Here is a 21,541-nt window from a genome sequence, read left to right as displayed (position 1 = left end):
TTTAACGGTACCGTGTGAGTCTAGCGACTCCTGCACCACTTTTCTTTTAAATTCCTCTGTATGTTTACGAAACGCTTTTACTTTCATGAGAACTGACTCCTAAATAGGTGTCTACTTTTATGGAGTCAGATCAAAACAAGAACGAGCCTATGTGGCTCGTTTTTTGTGTGTATTTTAAAAAATCATCAAGGGCTATTAGCGAGTAGCTCATCTACTTTTTTTATAACATCTTTTGGTTTTGGTTCAGTCGTTTGTTGTTTTAACCAATCTATTATTTCTGAGCTGACTCTGTAACCTTTTTTAATGCAGTAGTGTTGAGAGGTAACCCATACATCTGGGGCTCCTCTAGTGCTGCCACTGTAAGAGTTACAAATAATATAGCCTTCACTTTTAATTTTACTTTCAATAAAGTAAGTATAAGTAGGAACTGAAACTAATAGTAAAATTAAAGTAATCCCACAGAGCTTATACCATTTAATTAGAAGCTCTGGCTCTACTTCAGTGTTTCTTACTTTTAATAATATTAGTCGAGTGAGCATAGCAAATGCTGGCGTGCCTAAAATTAAGCTCGGAGCAAAACTCTTTTCCTTAAAAATCATCGGGTGATTATTTAACGCCTCAAAGACAAATGCCACTTCATTATATGATGCAATCGGTAAAACTAAGGTGATGATAAAGAATAAAACAAATAAAAAAACACCCTTTATATTTTCACTTAATGTTACTCTGTCGTGTTTCATTAAATTCTCTTTAATCATCATTTAAACAAGGTAAAAAAAAGACGTCGCGGCTACACTTTATACGGCTTCGACGTATGCATTATTGGCAACTCTTAGACTAACTACAATTTTTTAGTTATCTAGTATAGTATATAAATTAAACACATAGCTACTCCTGCAGCAAGAGCCCCTATAAGAAAAATAAGCTAGATTTCACTTCAAATCTTTTACAATGAAAAACGAAGTAGCAGGCTTTGTTTAGGTTAAAAAAGTAAAGTGTCTTAGATTGATTTTAAAAAGCACCAAGTAAGTTTGGTTTATATAAAATATTATCATAGTATCTCGCGATGTGCTTTTTTATGATACTTCAACCCATGGCACCCAAACTTGGTTAGCCAAAAAAAGTAAAAGCAAACTTGTTTTATTCGCAGGAACGTTATTTAATTTTCGCTTTGAGGTTAAACAAGTCAGATTAGCCTTTCAAATCAATTTTTAGGAACAGGAAGCTAAAATGCATGGATCGCGTATTATTAAAACTCATGAAATCAGCTTGTTTAAAAGAGCGCTAAATTTAGCTTTATTATTTACTCATATAATTTTTTTATTTGGTATAGCTGCCATCGCATTCGATCGTGAGAGTTTTGAGACGATAAGTAACGTAAAATATGGCAATAGCGCTCCCTTAGTGCAATCTAAATTAGCAGATATATTTGTATCTTCTTGGTTTGCTTATTTGTGCTTAGTTTTGATCCCAATAACTATAATGAAAGAGCGCTTTATGAAAAACTATGACGTTCGAATTTACTCAAATATACTGGCTTCGTTTATATGCGGATTAATAATCTATGTATTTATTAATAAGCTGTATAGTTTATAAGGTTTATTTAATGTGATTTTTAGCTTCTTTAAGCTGAAAATTTATAACTTAAAAGGAAAAAATATCTAATGGAAAATATTTTTTGTGGGTATTATGATGAGGAAGCGGAGCAGGATGTTCCATTACAACCAAACATTAGTGAAGCTATAACCTTTTTCAAAGGTTTTATTTGGGGGAATGAGAGTTCAGAATCCGCCATGAAAATTTTATTTTTTCAATCCTTAGGGGATAATGAGGCTTCATTGCAAATAAGTTGCCTAGAAAAAAAATTATGGTGCATTTCTGCCAGTGCCTCCATCCGAAGGCGCTTTCTAGGGCCATTCTTTAAGCGTAGCACCTTTAAAATCTTTATAGATAAAAATGAAGATGAAACAGAAAATATAATACGTCTATTTTATGATAGTTCGCCTCACGAATTTGCTGCCTTTTTAAAAAATAGTAAAGGCTAAGCTTTAAGTGGGATTACATTCGTACTCCATTGATTTAAATCAATAAATATTTATTCTTTTAGGTTATTAGATATACTTTGCCTAAAACTCTAATACATTTAATCTCTTTATAAATCTATTCTATTACTTTAGATAAAGGACTATTCATGAAGTATCTAAATTACATCTTACTTTGCATATCTCTACTTTTCACATCGAACGCATTTGCGCTTGAGCAAAAGTATCATGAGAGTGTTTTACCTGTTATTGCTGCTTTTAAAACGCAGGATAAAACTGAGATTGCTGCGCATATTCGCTACCCTCTAAAAAGGCAATACCCATTGCCTGACATTAAAAATGAAGCTGAGTTTATTAACCGCTTTGATGAAGTGTTTGACGATGAACTTGTTGCCGTTATTGGCAGCTCTAATATTAATACCGATTGGGATAGCGTAGGTTGGCGAGGCATTATGCTAAATAGCGGCGTGATGTGGATTGATACTGACGGTAAAATTATCGGTATAAATAGCCACACAGCTAAAGAGCAGGCATTTGCTAAACGCTTAATTGAACAAGACAAGCAATCACTTCATTCAAGTATTAATACGTTTGAAGAGCCAATACTTGATTGGAAAACGGCTAGCTACCATATTCGCGTTGATGATTTAGGTGATAGAAATTACCGTTATGTAGCGTGGGGTATTGATAAAAAGCCAAGCGATAAGCCCGATATGGTTTTATTAAACGGTGATATTACCTTTGAAGGCACTGGCGGTAATCATCATTATACGTTTAAAAACGGACGCTATAGTTACATACTACACGTTACTATCATTGGCTGCGATACATCGCCACCTGGTTGGCTTGAAGTTTATAAAGATGATGAGCAGTTATTAAAAGAGCGAGTTATAAGCGCTAAGTAGAGTCAACAAACCCTTCTTATGTATACCCAATAAGCGGTCACTTAATAACGGCTATTAATTAGCAGTTCGCCGATAAAAATTTCAATAAAATTGATCTAAGTGGTAGGCTAAAAATGTAGCAATTATTCAAACCGTTCTCGCGCAACAAGGCATTCCTTTAAAGCGCTTTGCCAAGGAGTTAAATATGATCACGCTTACCGTTAATGGTAATAAACATGAGTTTACAGGCGATCCGTCAACGCCGGTGCTTTGGTATCTTCGAGATGAATTAAATTTAACCGGGCCTAAGTTTGGCTGTGGGATGGCGCAGTGTGGTGCGTGCACCATACATATTGATGGCGTAGCGCAGCGCTCATGTGTATTACCGGTATCGGCTGTAGTAGGGCGTAATATTACCTCTATTGAAGGGCTAAGCGAGCAGGGCGACCACCCCGTGCAAAAAGCCTGGGTTGAGCATAAAGTGCCGCAGTGTGGGTTTTGTCAGTGTGGGCAAATAATGCAAGCGGCAAGCTTATTAGCCGCTAACCCCAACCCAACTGATGATGAAATAGTGAGTAATATGTCGGGCAATATTTGCCGTTGTGGCACTTATCCGCGTATTCATAAAGCGATTAAGTCGGCAGCTAAAACTATTGCGGGCGTTGAATATTTTGACCCTAATGAACAAGGGGAAGAAGTATGAAAAACAGCAATACGTACTTTGACCTAAACCGCCGTCAATTTTTAAAAACCAGCGCAATAGGTGCATTAGTATTAGGTACTTATTTTGTGGGTAGTGCGCCAAAAGCGTTTGCTGGCGTGTTAGAACAACCCTCTGAGCAAGCAAAACGTGCCAACTTATTTATAGCACTGCGCCCCGATGGCATGGTTGAAATAACCTGCCACCGCTCTGAAATGGGCCAACAAATTCGTACCGCCATTGCCCAAATTGTGGCAGACGAAATGGAAGCGGCGTGGGACAAAGTAGTGGTTATTCAAGGTAAGGGCGACCCTAAATACGGGGATCAAAATACCGATGGCTCGCGCAGTATTCGCTACAACATGCAGCGCCTGCGCGAAATGGGCGCAAGTGTACGTTATATGATGCAGCACGCAGCTGCTAAATATTGGAACGTTGAGCCACACACCTGTACAGCTAATCAGCACGTGGTTACCCACAGCTCAGGGAAAACGCTTGGCTATAAAGACTTAATCGACCTCGCGCTTGGTATTACACCGCCAGAGCCTGACAAGCTAACACTTAAAACACGCAAAGAATGGCGCTATATCAATACCGGTATGGCGCACATAGATTTAACTGATTTAGTAACCGGTAAAGCTACATTTGCTGCCGATGTACGCGAACCAAAAGCGCTGGTGGCGATGATTGAGCGCCCGCCGGTAGTAGGTGGTGTGGTTAAATCGTTTGATGCCAGCGCCGCTAAAGCAATTAATGGCGTAGTTGATGTTATTGAAATGCCTGTTCCAAAAGGTGCGCCGCAATTTCAGCCAAAAGGCGGCATTGCTATTGTTGCTAAAAATACCTGGGCTGCATGGCAGGCGCGTAAAGCACTAAAAGTAGTGTGGGATGATGGTAAAAACGGCGATTATAATTCAGAAAACTTTAAAAAGTCGTTATTACAAACAGTGAGTGAGCCGCAAGCGCATGTGCGTGAAAAAGGCGATGCCACCAACATATTGGCTAAATCGAGCAATACGTTAGTAGCAGACTACTATGCGCCGCACCTAGCTCAAGCACCAATGGAACCACCGTGCGCTACGGCGATGTATCATAAAGACCGCGTAGATATTTGGGCTGCAACGCAAAACCCGCAAGCAGATATGAAAACCGTAGCCGCATTACTGGGTATGGACGAGAGTAAAATTAACGTACATGTCACCATGCTAGGTGGCGGTTTTGGGCGTAAATCAAAACCTGATTTTTCGGCAGAAGCCGCATACATTTCAATGAAAGTAGGGCAACCTATTCGCGTACAATGGACGCGAGAGGATGATATACAACACAGTTTTTATCATGCGGTATCGGCTCAACATATTGAAGCTGCACTAGATGAAAAAGGTAACATAGAAGCTTATTTACATCGCACGGCGTTTTCGCCAATTATGTCTACCTTCCAAGAAGGGGCAACGTCGCCTGCAGGTTTTGAGCTGCGCTTAGGCTTTACCGATAACCCTATTAACTCACCTAATTTAAAGCTAGAAAATGGCGAAGCACCCGCTAAAACAAGAGTAGGCTGGATGCGCTCGGTATCAAATATTTTTCATGCTTTTGCTATTCAGTCATTTATTGCTGAAGCGGCGCACAAAGCAGGGCGCGACCAAAAAGACTATTTACTCGAAACCATAGGCCCTGATCGTATTTTAGATGTAACCGAGCAAAATGCCTCGTACGATAACTATGGCGCCGATAAAGACGTTTACCCATTAGATATTGGCAAGTTACGCCATGTTATTGAAAAAGTGGCTGAGATAAGTAAATGGGGCCGAAAGCTGCCAAAAGGTCGCGGGTTAGGTATTGCAGCGCACCGCAGCTTTTTAACCTATGTGGCTACTGTGGTTGAGGTAGAGGTATCGGACGCTGGCGATTTGAACGTGATTAAATCGTGGGTGGCTATTGATGCAGGTACGGTTGTAAACACCGATACCGTTAAAAACCAAACCCAAGGTGGCTCTATTTACGGTATTACAACCGCAATAAGCGATGGTATTACCTTTGATAAAGGCCGCGTACAGCAAAGTAACTTTCATGATTACCGCGTACCGCGTATGAGCGATTCACCACTAGAGGTAGAAGTAGAAATAATACAAAGCGATGCACCACCTGCTGGTGTAGGCGAGCCCGCAACGCCGGTTTACGCCCCTGCATTGTGTAACGCTATTTTTGCCGCTTGCGGTAAGCGTATTAGGCAACTGCCTATAGGTAACCAATTAAAAACGTAAATAATTACCTTTATTAGCCATAAAACAAAAAAACCGCCAAATGGCGGTTTTTTAGAAGTTAGCGATTAGTGAGTTTTTTCAAACTCATCTACTTCACGCTCTGCTTCTTCTTTAGATTTACCGTACTGCTGCTGGATTTTACCCACTAGCTCCTTACGGCTACCTTCAATTTTGTCTAAATCGTCGTCAGTAAGATCGCCCCATTTTTGTTGCGCCTTACCTTTAAGTTCGTTCCAATTACCTTTCATACGATCGCTGTTCATAAGTTTCTCCTTACTTAGATTTAATTAACGTTCACTATAAAAGGAGCAAGGCGTGTACCAATAAATTAAATTTAAATTTTGTATTTATAATCATACTGTTATGTTTTATTGGCGCAGTATCAATTAATATAGCGCGCATGTTCTTAAAAAATGTACAGAGCGGTTTGTAATTATTTCTGATTATGGTGCCCTTTATAACCACACAGCTTTAGCGGCGCGTTTATTTTTGGTTTTTGTTACAATGCATACAAAGCAATTTTGGGTAAATAGCAGTGCTGCCGGTTCAAAACATATATCAACAACTAGTAACTACATTACAAAGTAACCCTATAACGTTATTACAAGCACCACCTGGTGCAGGTAAATCAACCTGGTTACCGCTACAACTTATGCGCGACGGCCATTTTAAACGTATTGTAATGCTGGAGCCGCGCCGCTTAGCTGCACGTAATATTGCCAATTACCTAGCGCAGTGCCAAAACGAAAATGTGGGGCAAAGCGTTGGCCTGCGTGTACGTGGCGAGAGTAAAGTAAGTAGTAATACGCGCCTTGAAATAGTTACTGAGGGCATGCTTACTCGCATGTTACAAAACGATCCAGAACTTAGCGATATTGATTTACTGATTTTTGATGAGTTTCATGAGCGCTCAATTGCAGCCGATACCTCACTGGCCTTTGCTTTAGAGACCCAAAGTGCGCTGCGTGAAGACTTAACCATACTGCTTATGTCGGCAACCCTTGATACAGAGCGCTACACACAGTTTTTTGATTGCCCAGTTATTCAGTCAAGTGGGCGAAGTTACCCCATAGACGAAGTATACGTACCCATAAAGGATGAAAGCCGTTGGCTTGATGCTATTCCCGCTTTAATAAAACAAGCACTAAACGAGCAAAGCGGCAGTGCGCTGGTGTTTTTACCTGGGCAATTTGAAATATTACGTGTACAGCAAGCGCTTAATGATTTGCCAGGTAACTGCCTAGTTGCCACGTTATTTGGTGAGCAAGATAAAGCCAATCAGCAAGCGGCGATTGCTCCTGCGCTTGAAGGAATGCGCAAAATAGTGCTTACCACCAATGTAGCCGAAACCAGCTTAACCATTGAAGGCATTCGCATTGTTATTGATAGTGGTAAACGCCGCGCCGCAACGTTTAACTTAAAAACAGGTGTAACGGAGCTTACAACACAAAGTATATCGCGCTCCTCTGCCGTGCAGCGAGCAGGGCGTGCAGGGCGAATAGAACCAGGTGTGGTTTACAGGCTTGGCTCAAAGCAAACCTTTGAGCGACGCAACAGCCACGATAGCCCCGAAATACTCACATCAGACATAAGCCAACTTATGCTTGAAGCAAAGCAGTGGGGCGCAAATATTAGCGAACTCACCTTGCTTGATATGCCAACAACGCAGCAATGCACACAAGCAATGAGCTTACTGACTATGCTTGAAGCCATCGACGCCAAAGGCAAGCTAACCAAGTTGGGCAGCAACATGCTGGGTTTTGGGGCGGATATTCGCTTAGCGCATATGCTTTTAAAAGCGCAGGCGCTTGAGGTTGAGATCCCTGGTATTTATCGTTTAGCAATTTATTTAGTGGCGCTGCTTGAGAGCAGAATAAACACCGCCAACGAGCTAAGTTTAGCGCTACATAGCCAGCAGCAAAGGCCACACCCTGTATTTAAGCAGCAGTTAAAATACTGGCTAAGCCGCTTAAAAGTAACCGACAGTAATAGCGAACTAAACACCGAGTATTTAGGTTTGCTGGTGGCATTAGCTTACCCCGACCGCATCGCAAAAAAACGCGGTAATGGCTATTTACTTGCCAATGGTGCGGGCGCTGATTTAAACCCCGATTACTGGCATAACGATGACTACCTTGCTATTGCTACCATGGGCGGCCATAAAGGCACGCGTATTTTTGCAGCTACAGCGCTTAGCCCATTTGAGCTACAAGGTTACTTACCGCATTTGTTTACTACGCTCACCCGCTGTGAATTTGATGAAAAAACCGCGCGCTTTATCCACCAAGACGAAGTAAAGCTCGGTGCTATTACCCTTACAAGCCAACCAAGCAAACAAAAGCTTGATAAAACAGAGCGCGCTAAAGCGTGGCTTAATTTATTTACTAAACACGGCTTTGCATTATTTAATGAACAACCCGATGCACAACAATTATTAATACGCATGAGTTTAGCCAGTCAGTTTATGCCCGATACGTTCCCGTCAATAAGCGAGCAGCAACTTATCGAAACAGCTGACGATTGGTTGGGCGTGTACTTACAGGACATAAAAACACTCGATCAGCTTAAAAAGTTTAACTACTTTGAAGCACTGCAAAATTGTTTTGACTGGACTCAGCAAACAGCCCTAAAAACACTGTTACCGCTTAGGTTAACGGTACCGAGTGGCTCAAATATAAAAATTAATTACCAACTAGATGGCCCTGCAAAGTTAAGCGTGCGCATGCAAGAAGTGTATGGCTTAACCAGTACGCCAGTGCTTGCTAATGGCAAGCTGCCACTGCTTATGGAGTTACTATCGCCGGGTAAGCGTTCTTTACAGCTTACGCAAGATCTTGCGCACTTTTGGGCTACCAGTTATCGCGATGTACAAAAAGAAATGAAAGGACGTTACCCCAAGCATTTTTGGCCAGACGACCCAGCCAACAGCGTGGCAACTAATAGAGTGAAAAGCAAAATGTAGGTGTTAGTTACATAATGTTATTTGTTTGATTATTGAACGTTCTAAGGTAATGTACCTATAAAATATATTTAGCTACAGGGAATAGTCAATGAGGTTACTTTTAACATTAGGTTTGGTATTGGTTGCTAGCTTTACAGCCGGAGCTGAAGAGTCATTTGATTTAAAAACATTTGCGCAGCATTACTACAAAACCATGACCGCCACGCAAACCCCTAATGCAGGAGCTAAAGAGCTTGAAACCTACCTTGCTTTATTAACAGACGATGTAGGCAGCCAGCATATACCTTATCAAATAGATGACTCTCGCACTGCTGATGGTAAAAAACAAATGCGCAAAGGGATGAGTTTTTATTTAGGCGCGCATACCCACTATAAAAGTGAGTTACTCAATACCTTTATATTTAACAATAGCGGCTTTGCGATTCGTTATAAAAACCACGCTAAAGGTATTCACCCACAAAGCAAACAGCCAATAGAGTACACATCAGTAATGATGGAAGTAATAGAGGTTGAGAATGGTAAAGTGGCGATGATCCGCAAATACCACGAATAACTTTTTTGGTTAAACCTCTTTGCCGCCGTGTTGCTCTGCTAAGTCATCAAGCTCTGCAGAGGTGTAATCAAACCCGCTTTCATCATACTCGTAAGTAACTTTTACACTGTCGCCACCATTAAATAAGCGTGTTTTAACTTGGTTTACGGGCCAATCTTTTAGTACATGCACAAAACGGTTGGCAACTTGCGAGGATTCAAAACGGTAGCGAATGTCTGTTTTCATAAAAAAGGCTCTGTCATTATATGGCTTAGCTAAAAGTGAGTAGTAAAGTTACACATTTAATGCATTACCACCTCTCATGGTCTTTAGTATACCTTTAATCAATAGGCTGATATAAGCCCGTAACACAGTATGTGAAGCAAAAATTTACCCACAACCGCTATAAGTGGCTCGCTATTGAAGTAAATAATAATTGTTGACCCAGCTTTTTATCTAAAAAGTTAAAACATCTTTATTTCTGCATAATCCTAGTATTGAATTTACACATTAATAACTTTTTCACTAAATTACCTACCTAAAGCGCCAAGTTAAAATATTAAGCTATTGTAAGTAAAGTTTTTAATACACTTGATAGATGTGGATGATTGACCCATTACTTAATATTTAACGTATTGAATCACCTTATTAAATAGTGACTTTAAAATAAGGTTTTTGTTCTAAAAAATAAAACTATTTAAAAATTTAAACAAAAACTAAACATTTAGGTTGATTGTTAGTTATTTGTAATTAGAATAGTCGCTATTACAAATAAGAATGATTCACATACAATATTAGGATTCAACATGAATTTGCGTAAATCTCTCCTTGCTAGTGCAGTAATTACTGCAACTTTGGGTTTAACTGCGTGTGGTGGCTCAAGCTCCAACGATAGCGATGAAACACCGACCACACCAACAGTGACTAATTCGGCACCTACTGCAATTAGCTTATCAACATCAGCTGTAACAGAAGATGTAGTTGGTGCAGTTGTCGGTACTTTAAGTGCTACCGATGACGATGCAACAGGTATGGTATTTACGCTAGCTGATGATGAGCAGTATTTTGAAATTAACGACAGCAATGAATTAACGCTTAAAAGCGCATTAGCGCTTAATGCTGAGCAAGTAGAAACCCTAGATGTAACAGTTACCGCAACCGATGCCGGTGAGTTAAGCTTTACGCAAACATTGAGCGTATCTGTAACAGATATTGAAGCGCAAGATGGCGTAAATGTTTACGAATTTGCTTCAACAGTCGATACAAGCAATTCGGCTGTAAGTTACACAGGGCAAGTGGCTCGCCATGCGCTTTCGGCGCAAATTAAAGCCTACATAGGTTTATTAGATGTAGATTACATCGAAAGTAATGGCTTGACAGGCGATGCTGTAAAAGCGCAGCTAATGGCGTATTGGAGTGATTACGAAGCCGTAAAAGATAATAGCTTTTTGTTTGTTGATGGCAGCACAACGCTACAGCAATCATTTGCTGAAATTTCAAGTTCAGGTAAATCGTTAACGGGTAAAGTTGCCGGTAATGACGCAACAAAAATGGAAGAAGACTGGCTAACAGAAGGCACATTTGAAGGGTGGAGTGACTTTGGTACTCAAGCTAAAACACCTGAAGGCCTTATTTTTCATTACTTTGATTTATTAGCAGCTAATGTAGATGCAATAGCAAGCGGCACACAATCTGAAGATGTAAATGGTAACGACATTACAGCAGCTTATATTACAACAAGTGGCCTTGATTTAAATCAGCTTATTCAAAAACACACATTAGGTGCGTTAATGTTCTCGCAAGGTACAGATGACTACCTAGACGAAGGGCTTGAAGAAGATAACACCGATGCAGCAGCCGCTGGCACTAATTACAGCACTTTAGAGCATCAATATGATGAAGGTTTTGGTTACTTTGGCGCAGCTCGTCATTACTTAGAGTTTAGCGACGACGCTATTGCTGATGGTAGTGCAAACGCAGATGTTGATGGCGATGGAAAAATAGATTTAGCCAGTGAGTACAACTGGGGTAATTCAGTCAATGCCGCTAAACGTGATAACGGTGCAACAGTTGCGACTGACTTTAGCAGCGCAGCAATGACGGCGTTTATAGCGGGTCGTAAAATTATTAACGATGCAGCACCAAGCGCATTAACTGATGAGCAAAAAACGCAGTTATTAGCACAGCGCGATATTGCTGTAGCTAATTGGGAAAATGCAATTGCAGCGACTGTTGTTCATTACATTAACGATACATTAGCTGACATTGATACAGTGCAAGGTACAGAGGCAAGCGCTGAAGATTTTGCTAACCTAGCTAAGCACTTTAGTGAAATGAAAGGTTTTGCACTGAATTTTCAATTTAACCCATTTTCACCTTTTTACAGCGACGATAACGCAGGTAAATTTGCCGAGCTACATACGTTACTAGGTGAGGCGCCACAGTTAACAGATGCCTACAAAGCACAGTTAGTTGAAGCGCGTGATTTGATGCAGCAAGTATACGGCTTTGATGCACAAAACGTTGAAAACTGGTAATTACCACCTGTTTTAGCACCAAGGAAGGTCAGCCCACGGGCTGGCCTTTTGCCGTTTAATTTTCGAAGTTTTTAGGGTTGAAATAATGATCAATTATGCAAAAAAAGGGGTCGTAGTTGCAGCAGCTGTTTTAACACTTAGTGGCTGTGGTGAAAGTAGCTCAAGTAGCACGGGCAGTGATTTTCAAGGTGGTGATAGCGGGCAAACTACGACGCCTGTGGTGACAGAGTTTGATGAAGCACAACTGGTTGCTAACTTAGTCGACAATGTAATAACACCTACGTTTGTTTTGTTTAATCAACAAGCACAACTACAAACGCAAGCAGTAGCCAATTACTGTCAAGCCGAATTGCAAAGCGTTCAAGAAAGCTCTGAAGAGGCCATAGCACTGCGTACTCAGGCACAGCAAGCATGGCTTGATACCATGGCGGGCTGGCAGCAAGCCGAAATGATGCAAATGGGGCCATTACTTGATAACTCAGGCCAATTGCGCAATCAAATATACTCTTGGCCTACGTTTAGCCGTTGTGGGATAGACCAAGATGTGGTGTATAACCAAGACGGAGTGATAAACCAAGATCAAAATCGCCCGTATGATATTAACGAAAGAACAGCAACACGTAGGGGTTTATTTGCACTTCAGCACGTGTTGTTCAACGAGCAATTAGATCATCACTGTACTGTTGCTAACGAGGCGTTGGCTGATTGGAATAACCGTACTGATCTGGCGCGTCGCCAGGCTCGATGTGAGTTTGCGGTGGTGGCAAGTGAAGATGTTTTAAACTCCTCAGCACAATTATTACAAGCTTGGCAAGGTGATAACGGTTTTGCGAATGAGTTAAAAAATACAGGAGACAGCGGTGCGCGCTTTAGCACTACTCATGAAGCACTTAACCATATTAGCGATGCGCTGTTTTACATCGATACACTCGTAAAAGATAAAAAATTAGCAGAGCCAATTGGAATTTTTTCAAATTCGTGTGGTACCTCAGCGTGCCCTGAAGATGTAGAAAGCCTAGATGCAAAAAGTTCTTTAGATAATATTCGTAACAATTTAACCGCGTTTGAAGCGTTAATAATAGGTAATTTAGAAGGCGCAGAGGCGGGCACTGGTTTTGACGACTTTTTAGATGCAGAGCAAGCACAGGCAACAAAAACGCGCTTAATAGAAGGCATTGCAGCACTAAAGACTACACTTAGCCAAATTGATAGCTCGTTAGCAGATTTACTCATAAGTAATGAGCAACAAGTACGTGATGTGCATGGCGAGGTGAAAGTACTTACTGATGAACTTAAAAATGACTTTATCAATGAATTAGCACTTGAGCTACCTACTACTTCTGCAGGCGATAACGACTAAGGGCAACAATGAAATACAATAAACTTACAATTGCATTGCTTATGGCCGTAAGTTGCCAAGCAGTTGCAGAGCAACAAAGCGACATAGAGCATATTCAAATTATTAGCCACAATGACAAGCTACGTACCGAGGCGGGATCCGCCACTTTGATTGGTGAAGCGCAGCTTGAACAATTTGAATTTGATGATATTCACCGTATTTTATCGCAGGTTCCTGGCGTAAATATACGTGAAGAAGATGGCTTTGGGCTAAGGCCTAATATTGGTTTTAGGGGCGTAACCCCGGAGCGTAGTAAAAAAATCACGATATTAGAAGATGGTGTTTTAATTGGCCCTGCGCCGTATTCTGCTCCCGCGGCTTATTATTTTCCGCTAACTACACGCATGACTGCGGTTGAGGTATTTAAAGGCCCAGCTGCCATACATTATGGCCCACAAACGGTGGCTGGTACGCTTAATTTAGTGTCGCGCCAAGTGCCAGATGATGCCAGTGGTATGCTTGATGTATCAGCAGGGTCTGATGGTTATAAAAAAGCGCACGCGTATTATGGCAACCGCGAAGGGCAGTTTGGCTTTTTAGTTGAAGGAGTACACCTAGAAAGCGACGGATTTAAAGAGCTTGATGGCGCTCAAGACACCGGCTTTGAAAAAGATGACCTATTAGTTAAATTAGATTACAAACTCGATGGTGAGCAGTTTAAGCAACGTTTTGAGTTAAAATTAGCGTACTCAGATGAGCTTTCAAATGAGACTTATCTTGGTTTAACAGAGGATGATTATAATCAAAACCCATATCGTCGTTATGCTGCCAGTGGCCCTGCAAATATGGACACTAAGCATACACAGGTTATGTTTACTCATCAGTTGAGCACTGACAATTTTGCACTGACTACCCGAGCGTATCGTAATGACTTTGAGCGTGCTTGGTTAAAGCTTAACTCAGTTACTAACAGCAGTGGCAGTTTGTCAGATATTTTGGCCGACCCAACGCGTTTTGAACGTGAATATAGCGTTATTAGTGGTCAAGCAGATTCGGTTCAAAATGGCGAAAGCAATGTGTTTTTGACCATGGGCACTAACGACAGAGCCTTTTTCTCACAGGGGATTCAGTTTGATGGCGACTGGCAAGTGGCGGCATTTGGGCTTGATCATTCTCTCTCGTTTGGGGTTCGTTTTCATCAAGATGAAATAGAGCGTGACCACTTTGAAGACACCTACGCTATGGTGAACGCGGTTAACACCCGCACAGATACTGCAAGTGTATTTACAACGCAAAATACGGAGTCTACCGACGCATGGTCTGTTTATATTGAAGACAAAGTGACGTTCGATAAGTTAACACTCGGTGTAGGCGTGCGCGGTGAGTTAATGGATATGTCGTATCAGAATGATTCGCCGGGGCAAGAAAACGATTGGCAAAATAAATCGAGCCGAATTTGGCTACCTGGCTTAAGTGGTTTTTATCAGTTATCTGAAAACGCAGGGTTATTATTTGGTGTGCACCAAGGCTTTGTGCCATCAAGTCCATCGAGCCCAGTGCGTGAAGGGGATGATGAATTTGAAAAAAGCGTAAACTATGAATTTGGTGGCCGTTATAACGATGGTAATCGCCAAATTGAGGTGGTTAGCTTTTTTAACGATTACTCAAATTTAGTTGAAAGCTGCGGACAATCAAATTGTGGAATTGCAAACGAATTTGATCGTGAATTTAGCGGTGGTGAGGTGGATGTGTGGGGCGTTGAGTCTCAATTTGCACAAACCTTCTCACTAAATGAAAGTATCGATATTCCTGTGCGTTTAACGTATACCTATACGCAAAGCGAATTTAAAGAAGAGCTATTTAGTGAATTTACGCAGTGGGGGCACATTCGCCCAGGCGATCACCTACCGTATTTACCTAATCATCAAGCTGCACTAAGTTTAGGGCTTGCACATAACGATTGGTCTGTGGATGTATTAATAAAATACACATCAGATATGCCAGAGGCTGCGGGTGTTGCTTATTCAGCGGGCGAAGTTGGCAATACAACAGGCAACGACTTTGCTATGCCATTAGCCGGTGTTGATGTGCCATCAACTACGGTTGTTGATATTGCAGCACGCTACGAGCTTGATCAATATGGGCATATTTACGCAAAGGTAGATAACCTGTTTGACCAAGATAATATTGTTAGTCGTCGCCCGTATGGTGCACGTCCTGGTAAGCCTCGCAGTGTTGCTGTAGGTTATAAATACCAATTTTAAGAGGTAAGTAATGCTCGAGACTTTATGGCAAACACTGCTGCAAACGCCTAATTATTTGTTTGATGCCAATAAACGCATATTTATTGGCTATAGCATTGCGGCGTTAGTTATTGCTATGTTGCTGTATTTCTCGGGCCGCACCCAACAAAAAAAGCGCACTTGGCGTGGGCTGGGGCGTTATTTATTTAGTAAGCGTATTTGGCTTAGTAAAAGCGCCAAGCTTGACTATCAATTGCTAATTATAAATCGTTTACTCAAAGCCGCGCTATGGGTGCCTATAGTGCTAACTATGGTACCTGTGGCGATTGGCGTAAGCGATGTCTTGCAATGGCTTTTTGGAGAGCGTGCTGTATGGCAACTGCCAAGTACTGTGGTGCTAGTAATATTTACTGTACTGCTTTTTATATTTGATGATTTAACCCGCTTTTTATTACATTTAGCACTGCATAAGGTGCCGTTTTTGTGGCATTTTCATAAAGTGCATCATAGTGCGTTAGTGCTCACCCCAATGACTATTTATCGCAGCCACCCGTTTGAAAGCTATTTATATGCGTGTCGAATGGCGTTAGCGCAAGGTTTTGTGGTGGGCGTTTGTGTGTATTGCTTTGGCCGAAACTTAACTATGCTAGATATTTTTGGTGCTAATGTATTTGTATTTGCCTTCAATGCGTTAGGCGCTAATTTACGCCATTCTCACGTATGGTGGAGCTTTGGTAAAAAAATAGAAAATTGGTTTATTAGCCCAGCTCAGCACCAAATTCATCACAGCGATAACCCAAAGCACTTTGACCGTAATTTAGGCTCTGCTTTAGCCATTTGGGATAGAGCTTGTGGCACGCTAATAAAAGCGCATCAAGTAGGTAAAATTACTGTAGGCGTAGGCAATAAAGACCGTGGCCACAACAGTGTAATAGATGCGTATTGGCGGCCAATTTACGAGAACCTACAAACGCCTTGGCAGCGTGTGACTAAAGCCGCTAATAAAGTGAATGTTTATAACAAAAAAAAGCCCGTTATTGAGGTTAATATTAACGATAAAACAGTTAAATAGCCCTCGGTTACAAAAAATAAAGGGTTAAGTTGTAAATTTTGTGTTTCAATAATCGCATCAAACTCGGTACATACTAACGTACCTTCTTAAATTTACGATGACGATTTAACATGTATTACAAATCAGTTTTATTGGCAAGTAGTGCCTTATTACTCAGCGCCTGTGGTGGTTCTGGCGGCGATGATACGCCCACCGTTAATTCAAATAAAGTACCTACCTTGTCCGTATCCAATATTCCTAGCGAATTAAAAAAAGGACAAACCATTGAGCTAACTGCAACAGCAAGCGATGAGGATGGCACTATAAGCAGTGTGATTTGGCAACAAACTGCAGGCGTAACGTTATTGAGTGAGCCACTAGAAGCGTTAAGTACCCGCCTTACAATACCTGCTGCACAAAGCTATGCGCCCATAACATATTCATTTAGTGTAACAGCCACTGATAACGAAGGGGCTACAAGCACTCAAGCCGTTACATTTGTAGCTAAAAACAGCATGGATATGCACAGTGCTGCTAGGTTATTACACCAAGCCAGTATGGGCCCAACGCTTGCTGAAATAAATAATGCCCAGGGTTTAAGTGAGCAACAATGGCTCGATAACCAAATAGCACTGCCAATTGGCTACCACCGTAACTACCTTGTCACACTTGAAGATGATGAAGACTTTAAATACATAAGCCGTATAGATGCATGGTGGAAAGCGGTGCTACAAAGTGACGATCAGCTGCGTCAGCGCGTTGCATTTGCACTAAGTGAAATATTAGTTGTATCGGATGAAAATAGCGATTTACGTGCGCAACCACAGGGCATGGTTACTTACTACGATTTATTACTTAAACATGCATTTGGCAACTTTAGAGAGTTACTCGAAGAGGTAACGCTTTCGCCAATTATGGGCACGTACCTAAGCCATTTAGGGAACGAAAAAGCTGATGAAGCACTTAATATTCGCCCAGATGAAAACTACGCCCGCGAGGTCATGCAATTATTTACTATAGGGCTTGATGAGTTAAACCTTGATGGCAGCGCTAAGCTAGATACAAACGGCAATAGCATAGCAACTTACGGGCAGGCGCAAATACAAGGGTTTGCGCGTGTATTTACAGGCTGGACATTTGCAGGCAGTGAAACTTTTAAACGCGTAAGTCGCGATTATATTAACCCTATGCAAGCCTATAGTGAGTACCATTCGAGCAAAGAAAAAGTCCTGTTAAATGGTGAGGTTATACCTCAAGACTATGGGCCGGAGGAGTCGCTAAAAATAGCCCTCGATAATTTGTTTAATCACGATAATGTAGCGCCATTTATTTCTAAGCAGCTTATTCAGCGGTTAATTACTTCAAACCCGACTGCGCAATATGTAGAGCGCGTTGCTCGTGTGTTTAATGACAATGGAAGCGGTGTACGAGGCGATTTAGCCGCAGTTGTTAAAGCGATTTATTTAGATGATGAAGCGCGACATTTTGGCAGCGTACTTAGCTATCAAGGTAAAATTAAAGAACCGCTTTTAAAAACCGTACAGTTTTGGCGAAACCTTAATGCTAAGTCACTACAAGGGTATTATAAAACGTGGAACCTGGTTGACAGCTACGGACAAGGCCCAATGCAGTCAGCGTCTGTATTTAATTTTTTCAGACCAGATTACCAAAGTGCGACTTTGCGCTCCCAAGGGCTTGTCGCCCCCGAATTACAAATAGCTAACGATGCGACTTTAATAGGCACAATGAACGCTCTATTTGCAAGTTTAGTTTGGAGTACCGCTGAAGCGCATACCGATTTAAACCCAGCCGGTATTTATGTCTATGTACAAAGCGATATGGATTACTTGGCGCAAAATGGCATTAATGCACTGATAGAACAATATAATACCTTGTATTTTGCCGGCAATATGAGCGCTGATACTAAGCAAGCCTTGCTTGATTTAGATGCTTATTTTAACGAGGAGCAGTACCGTGTAAGGGTTTCGTACTTGTTATACATGATTGCTATTTCACCAGAATTTAACGTGCAGTATTAGGAGCGCATAATGAGCATTAATAGAAGGCAATTTTTATCATTATGTTTAAAAGGTGGGGTATCGGCAGCCGCTTTAACCAGTTTACAGCTACAGGCGCTAACGGGCGCAACTAATGCAATAGAACTTGGTGATTATAAAGCCCTAGTGTGTGTGTTTTTATACGGCGGAAACGACTCACTTAATATGCTGCTCCCCCTAGAGGGAGAGCAGCGCAGTTTATATGAGCAAAGTCGGCAAAACCTCGCAGTAGAAAATCCTTTGTCGCTAAGTGTTAGTTCGCAATTTGCAGGTGGTGTGGGCATCCACCCTTCACTTGCGCCTTTACAGAGTGTGTTTGAGTCGGATGATTTAGCCTTTATTGGCGGCGTAGGCACTTTGCTTACTCCCACTACATTAGCTGACTATAAAAATAACGCAGTACCTTTACCTAAGCATTTGTTTTCACATAACGATCAACAAGCTTCATGGATGTACGGCCGAGAAAAAGCCTCTTTAAACAGTGGGTGGGGCGCACGTATGCTCGAACGGTTAGCTGTGCATGACGAGTTTGCGGCAAATATCTCTCTCGATGGCACAAACTTATGGCAAACAGGCACAAATACCAGTGCTTTTGCGCTTAACAAAAGTGGTATAAGTACGATTAACGCCTTTGGTGGTTATCAGCCGCGTACTGACCACGTTACTAATATAATGAATCGTGTGTTAGGCAATGCAAGCCATGTGCTTGGGCGTGAATATGCTAATGGCTTAAATAGTGCAATTACCAATACGCAAACTATGAACAGTGCGCTAGAACAAGCACCTGACCTAATTACTTCTTTTAGTGATACTAGCTTGAGTGAGCAGTTAGCTGCGGTGGCTAAAACGATTAGTGTGCAGTCGTCGTTAAGTACTCAGCGCCAAGTGTTTTTTGTCTCTATGGGGGGATTTGATACCCACGATGATCAGCTTACGGCACACCCAGCGTTATTAAATACGCTAGCTCAAGGGCTTAGCGAGTTTAATAGTGCCATGAAAGAGCTAAACATGAATGATAAAGTTACCACATTTACTATGTCGGACTTTGGCCGTACGCTCACCTCAAATGGAGATGGCACTGATCATGGCTGGGCGGGTAATCAAATAGTAATGGGTGGTGCGGTAAAAGGACGTAATATTTATGGTGAGCTACTTACTCAGCAATTAGAGGGCGAATACGATACCGGCGGTGGGCGGTTAATTCCGCAAGTGGCTAACGAGCAGTACTTTGCAACGCTCGCGCAATGGTTTGGTGTGCCTGTTTCAGAGCTGGTTGATATTTTTCCTAATTTAAGTCACTTTAATAGCGAAACCTTGGACTTTTTTGTGTAAAGATACTGATATGTTAACTGCAGCGCTTACAGCGAGTTGGTATCTATAATCAGTGACGTTGGCTGTTGATTGTAATCTAAATCCCGTGTTAGGCAGTATAACGTAATGGTTTCAAATACTTAAAATTAAAGATCACACATGATTAAGGAATCATAATAATGAAAATTTTAGTGAGCTTAGTAAGTTTAATCGCTTTTTTACTCGTTTTACTGCCTGGGCCTTTGTATAAGTATGGGGTTGTTGAGCTCAGTACTGCGTTTGCAGGCTTTAGATTTGGTGTGTATGTGGGCGGCGCTGCATTAGTGCTGCTTGTTATACAAGTTATTTTTATGCGTAAAACGCTTAGCATAGGCAGCACTTTAATGGCAGTGGTGTTTGCAGCCATCGCGATTGCAATGCCACTGAGCATGATGAGTAAAGCTAAAAGCGTACCGGCGATCCATGATATTTCGACCGACTTAATTAATCCACCAAAATTTGTGGCAATTGTACCGTTGCGAGCGGATGCTAAAAACCCAGCTGAATACGCAGGAGAAGAAACAGCCAAGCAGCAACGCAAGGCTTACCCTGAGCTAAAAACTCTAAATTATGCACAATCAAAAACAGACTTATTAGCTGCTACAGAACAAGCGGTTAAAAATTTAGGGTTTGAGCTTGTTAATGTTAATGCGGCTACGGGTATTGTAGAGGCAACGGATACTACCACATGGTTTGGTTTTAAAGATGATGTAGTTGTGCGTATCAATGACGAAGGCAGCCAACGCTTTGTAGATATACGCAGTAAGTCACGCGTGGGCCGAAGTGATTTAGGAAAAAATGCTGAACGTATACATTCACTCATTGATGAGATAAATACGTTACTGGATAAGTAACCGACATTTAAGTTAAAAAAGCCCAACCTTGTTGGGCTTTTTTGGTCAGGGTTGATTCACAGCGTTAGTGTAAACACATCAAAGTGCATACCGTTATTATTTGAGAGGCAGCCCTTATGGGATTGCTTTTAGAATAAAGCACTGAAATAAGCGAAAAGGTATACGACTTAAATTTTAGCCGCTCTTTTTATATGCTTAACAAGCTTGGGCGGTGGGCTGCTGTTTATTAAGTTGCAAGTAGCTTAAAAACCACATTACCAAGCCACCTAAAAACAGCGTAGCTGCCACATATCCTGTTTGATTAGGTGCTGCACCTTGTGCAATAACAGCCCCGCCAACCCAAGGGCCGATAGCATTTGCGGTGTTAAATGCGCATTGTACTAATGCACCAATCATAGCATGGCCCTCTGGGGCGACATCCATTAATAATGATTGAATAAGCGTTGCCAAACCCACACTGCAACCAATAAAAAATATAACCGCATACAGCAGCCAAATATTGTAACTCGCGCTAACGTAGGCAATGGCAAATACAATGGTGCACACCAGTGCAAGGCCGGTGGTTTTAATGGCAGATTTATCGGCCGCTTTACCTAATAGGTAATTACCTAATGTACAGCCAATACCAAACATAACCATGGCGATAGAAATAGTATAAGGGGCTGTTTTAGTTACATCTAAAATGGTATCGGCAATGTATGTATAAATACAAAACACGCCACCAAAGCC

Annotated in this window: 18 protein-coding genes; 14 read left to right on the top strand and 4 right to left on the bottom strand. The window is 41.5% G+C overall.

Annotation, left to right across the window (positions count from 1 at the left end):
- Positions 1 to 185 precede the first annotated feature (185 nt).
- Positions 186 to 740, bottom strand: coding sequence for a hypothetical protein (locus tag AN391_RS18835; protein ID WP_055016808.1), 555 nt, complete (start codon positions 738 to 740; stop codon positions 186 to 188).
- A gap of 490 nt (positions 741 to 1,230) precedes the next feature.
- On the opposite strand from AN391_RS18835, the gene AN391_RS18830 reads away from it, so the two are divergent.
- From AN391_RS18830 to AN391_RS18810, 5 genes are all read left to right on the top strand, one after another.
- Positions 1,231 to 1,596, top strand: a complete 366-nt coding sequence (locus AN391_RS18830) for a hypothetical protein (protein WP_055016807.1) — start codon at positions 1,231 to 1,233, stop codon at positions 1,594 to 1,596.
- 68 nt (positions 1,597 to 1,664) lie between these two features.
- Complete coding sequence (locus AN391_RS18825) at positions 1,665 to 2,045, top strand: hypothetical protein (protein ID WP_055016806.1); 381 nt, start codon at positions 1,665 to 1,667, stop codon at positions 2,043 to 2,045.
- A 146-nt stretch (positions 2,046 to 2,191) separates the two neighbouring features.
- Positions 2,192 to 2,947 (top strand): hypothetical protein, encoded by a 756-nt coding sequence (locus AN391_RS18820; RefSeq protein ID WP_055016805.1) that lies wholly within the window; start codon positions 2,192 to 2,194, stop codon positions 2,945 to 2,947.
- Positions 2,948 to 3,131: 184 nt separating this feature from the next.
- Positions 3,132 to 3,629, top strand: coding sequence for a (2Fe-2S)-binding protein (locus AN391_RS18815; RefSeq protein WP_006791476.1), 498 nt, complete (start codon positions 3,132 to 3,134; stop codon positions 3,627 to 3,629).
- The gene (locus AN391_RS18810; protein WP_055016804.1) at positions 3,626 to 5,887 is read left to right on the top strand and encodes a xanthine dehydrogenase family protein molybdopterin-binding subunit; all 2,262 of its coding nucleotides are present in this window, start codon (positions 3,626 to 3,628) and stop codon (positions 5,885 to 5,887) included. Before AN391_RS18815 ends, AN391_RS18810 begins: the two co-directional genes overlap by 4 nt.
- Positions 5,888 to 5,952: 65 nt before the next feature.
- Here the strand turns inward: AN391_RS18810 and AN391_RS18805 are convergent, their stop codons facing one another.
- Positions 5,953 to 6,150, bottom strand: a complete 198-nt coding sequence (locus AN391_RS18805; RefSeq protein WP_055016803.1) for a CsbD family protein — start codon at positions 6,148 to 6,150, stop codon at positions 5,953 to 5,955.
- Between the two features lie 272 nt (positions 6,151 to 6,422).
- Between AN391_RS18805 and hrpB the strand changes: the two genes are divergently transcribed.
- Together hrpB and AN391_RS18795 are read left to right on the top strand one after the other, a co-directional pair.
- Complete coding sequence (gene hrpB / locus AN391_RS18800; protein ID WP_055016802.1) at positions 6,423 to 8,849, top strand: ATP-dependent helicase HrpB; 2,427 nt, start codon at positions 6,423 to 6,425, stop codon at positions 8,847 to 8,849.
- Between the two features lie 88 nt (positions 8,850 to 8,937).
- Positions 8,938 to 9,402, top strand: coding sequence for a nuclear transport factor 2 family protein (locus AN391_RS18795; RefSeq protein ID WP_055016801.1), 465 nt, complete (start codon positions 8,938 to 8,940; stop codon positions 9,400 to 9,402).
- 9 nt (positions 9,403 to 9,411) lie between these two features.
- Here AN391_RS18795 and AN391_RS18790 read toward each other — a convergent pair whose 3' ends face one another.
- Positions 9,412 to 9,627, bottom strand: a complete 216-nt coding sequence (locus AN391_RS18790) for a hypothetical protein (RefSeq protein ID WP_055016800.1) — start codon at positions 9,625 to 9,627, stop codon at positions 9,412 to 9,414.
- A 560-nt stretch (positions 9,628 to 10,187) separates the two neighbouring features.
- Between AN391_RS18790 and AN391_RS18785 the strand changes: the two genes are divergently transcribed.
- From AN391_RS18785 to AN391_RS18755, 7 genes are all read left to right on the top strand, one after another.
- Positions 10,188 to 11,918 carry a DUF4856 domain-containing protein gene (locus AN391_RS18785; protein WP_055016799.1) on the top strand — a complete coding sequence of 577 codons (1,731 nt, stop codon included), beginning with the start codon at positions 10,188 to 10,190 and terminating at the stop codon, positions 11,916 to 11,918.
- 85 nt (positions 11,919 to 12,003) lie between these two features.
- Positions 12,004 to 13,278: an imelysin family protein gene (locus AN391_RS18780; RefSeq protein ID WP_082422678.1), complete on the top strand. Its 1,275-nt coding sequence runs from the start codon at positions 12,004 to 12,006 to the stop codon at positions 13,276 to 13,278.
- 8 nt (positions 13,279 to 13,286) lie between these two features.
- Positions 13,287 to 15,521, top strand: coding sequence for a TonB-dependent receptor domain-containing protein (locus AN391_RS18775; protein WP_055016797.1), 2,235 nt, complete (start codon positions 13,287 to 13,289; stop codon positions 15,519 to 15,521).
- A gap of 10 nt (positions 15,522 to 15,531) precedes the next feature.
- A complete protein-coding gene (locus tag AN391_RS18770) occupies positions 15,532 to 16,572 on the top strand; it encodes a sterol desaturase family protein (RefSeq protein ID WP_082429355.1) in 1,041 nt (346 codons plus the stop codon).
- A gap of 110 nt (positions 16,573 to 16,682) precedes the next feature.
- On the top strand, positions 16,683 to 18,590 hold the full coding sequence (locus AN391_RS18765) for a DUF1800 family protein (protein ID WP_055016796.1): 1,908 nt from the start codon (positions 16,683 to 16,685) through the stop codon (positions 18,588 to 18,590).
- A gap of 9 nt (positions 18,591 to 18,599) precedes the next feature.
- Positions 18,600 to 19,940 (top strand): DUF1501 domain-containing protein, encoded by a 1,341-nt coding sequence (locus AN391_RS18760; protein ID WP_055016795.1) that lies wholly within the window; start codon positions 18,600 to 18,602, stop codon positions 19,938 to 19,940.
- 158 nt (positions 19,941 to 20,098) lie between these two features.
- Entirely contained in the window at positions 20,099 to 20,812 is a 714-nt protein-coding gene (locus AN391_RS18755; RefSeq protein WP_055016794.1) for a DUF1499 domain-containing protein, read from the top strand.
- 195 nt (positions 20,813 to 21,007) lie between these two features.
- On the opposite strand, the gene AN391_RS18750 is transcribed toward AN391_RS18755, so the two are convergent.
- The coding region (locus tag AN391_RS18750) for an MFS transporter (protein ID WP_152967920.1) at positions 21,008 to 21,541 on the bottom strand (534 nt) is incomplete at its 5' end.

This window comes from Pseudoalteromonas sp. P1-13-1a, assembly GCF_001401875.1.
Taxonomy (GTDB): Bacteria; Pseudomonadota; Gammaproteobacteria; order Enterobacterales; family Alteromonadaceae; genus Pseudoalteromonas.
The sequence above is the reverse complement of the archived record's forward strand: the minus strand, read 5'-3'. Positions and strand labels throughout refer to the sequence as shown.

Coding starts and splice junctions, on each gene's coding strand:
- AN391_RS18835 (WP_055016808.1), bottom strand. CDS start 740: ATGAAACACGACAGAGTAACATTAAGTGAAAATATAAAGGGTGTTTTT.
- AN391_RS18830 (WP_055016807.1), top strand. CDS start 1,231: ATGCATGGATCGCGTATTATTAAAACTCATGAAATCAGCTTGTTTAAA.
- AN391_RS18825 (WP_055016806.1), top strand. CDS start 1,665: ATGGAAAATATTTTTTGTGGGTATTATGATGAGGAAGCGGAGCAGGAT.
- AN391_RS18820 (WP_055016805.1), top strand. CDS start 2,192: ATGAAGTATCTAAATTACATCTTACTTTGCATATCTCTACTTTTCACA.
- AN391_RS18815 (WP_006791476.1), top strand. CDS start 3,132: ATGATCACGCTTACCGTTAATGGTAATAAACATGAGTTTACAGGCGAT.
- AN391_RS18810 (WP_055016804.1), top strand. CDS start 3,626: ATGAAAAACAGCAATACGTACTTTGACCTAAACCGCCGTCAATTTTTA.
- AN391_RS18805 (WP_055016803.1), bottom strand. CDS start 6,150: ATGAACAGCGATCGTATGAAAGGTAATTGGAACGAACTTAAAGGTAAG.
- AN391_RS18795 (WP_055016801.1), top strand. CDS start 8,938: ATGAGGTTACTTTTAACATTAGGTTTGGTATTGGTTGCTAGCTTTACA.
- AN391_RS18790 (WP_055016800.1), bottom strand. CDS start 9,627: ATGAAAACAGACATTCGCTACCGTTTTGAATCCTCGCAAGTTGCCAAC.
- AN391_RS18785 (WP_055016799.1), top strand. CDS start 10,188: ATGAATTTGCGTAAATCTCTCCTTGCTAGTGCAGTAATTACTGCAACT.
- AN391_RS18780 (WP_082422678.1), top strand. CDS start 12,004: ATGATCAATTATGCAAAAAAAGGGGTCGTAGTTGCAGCAGCTGTTTTA.
- AN391_RS18775 (WP_055016797.1), top strand. CDS start 13,287: ATGAAATACAATAAACTTACAATTGCATTGCTTATGGCCGTAAGTTGC.
- AN391_RS18770 (WP_082429355.1), top strand. CDS start 15,532: ATGCTCGAGACTTTATGGCAAACACTGCTGCAAACGCCTAATTATTTG.
- AN391_RS18765 (WP_055016796.1), top strand. CDS start 16,683: ATGTATTACAAATCAGTTTTATTGGCAAGTAGTGCCTTATTACTCAGC.
- AN391_RS18760 (WP_055016795.1), top strand. CDS start 18,600: ATGAGCATTAATAGAAGGCAATTTTTATCATTATGTTTAAAAGGTGGG.
- AN391_RS18755 (WP_055016794.1), top strand. CDS start 20,099: ATGAAAATTTTAGTGAGCTTAGTAAGTTTAATCGCTTTTTTACTCGTT.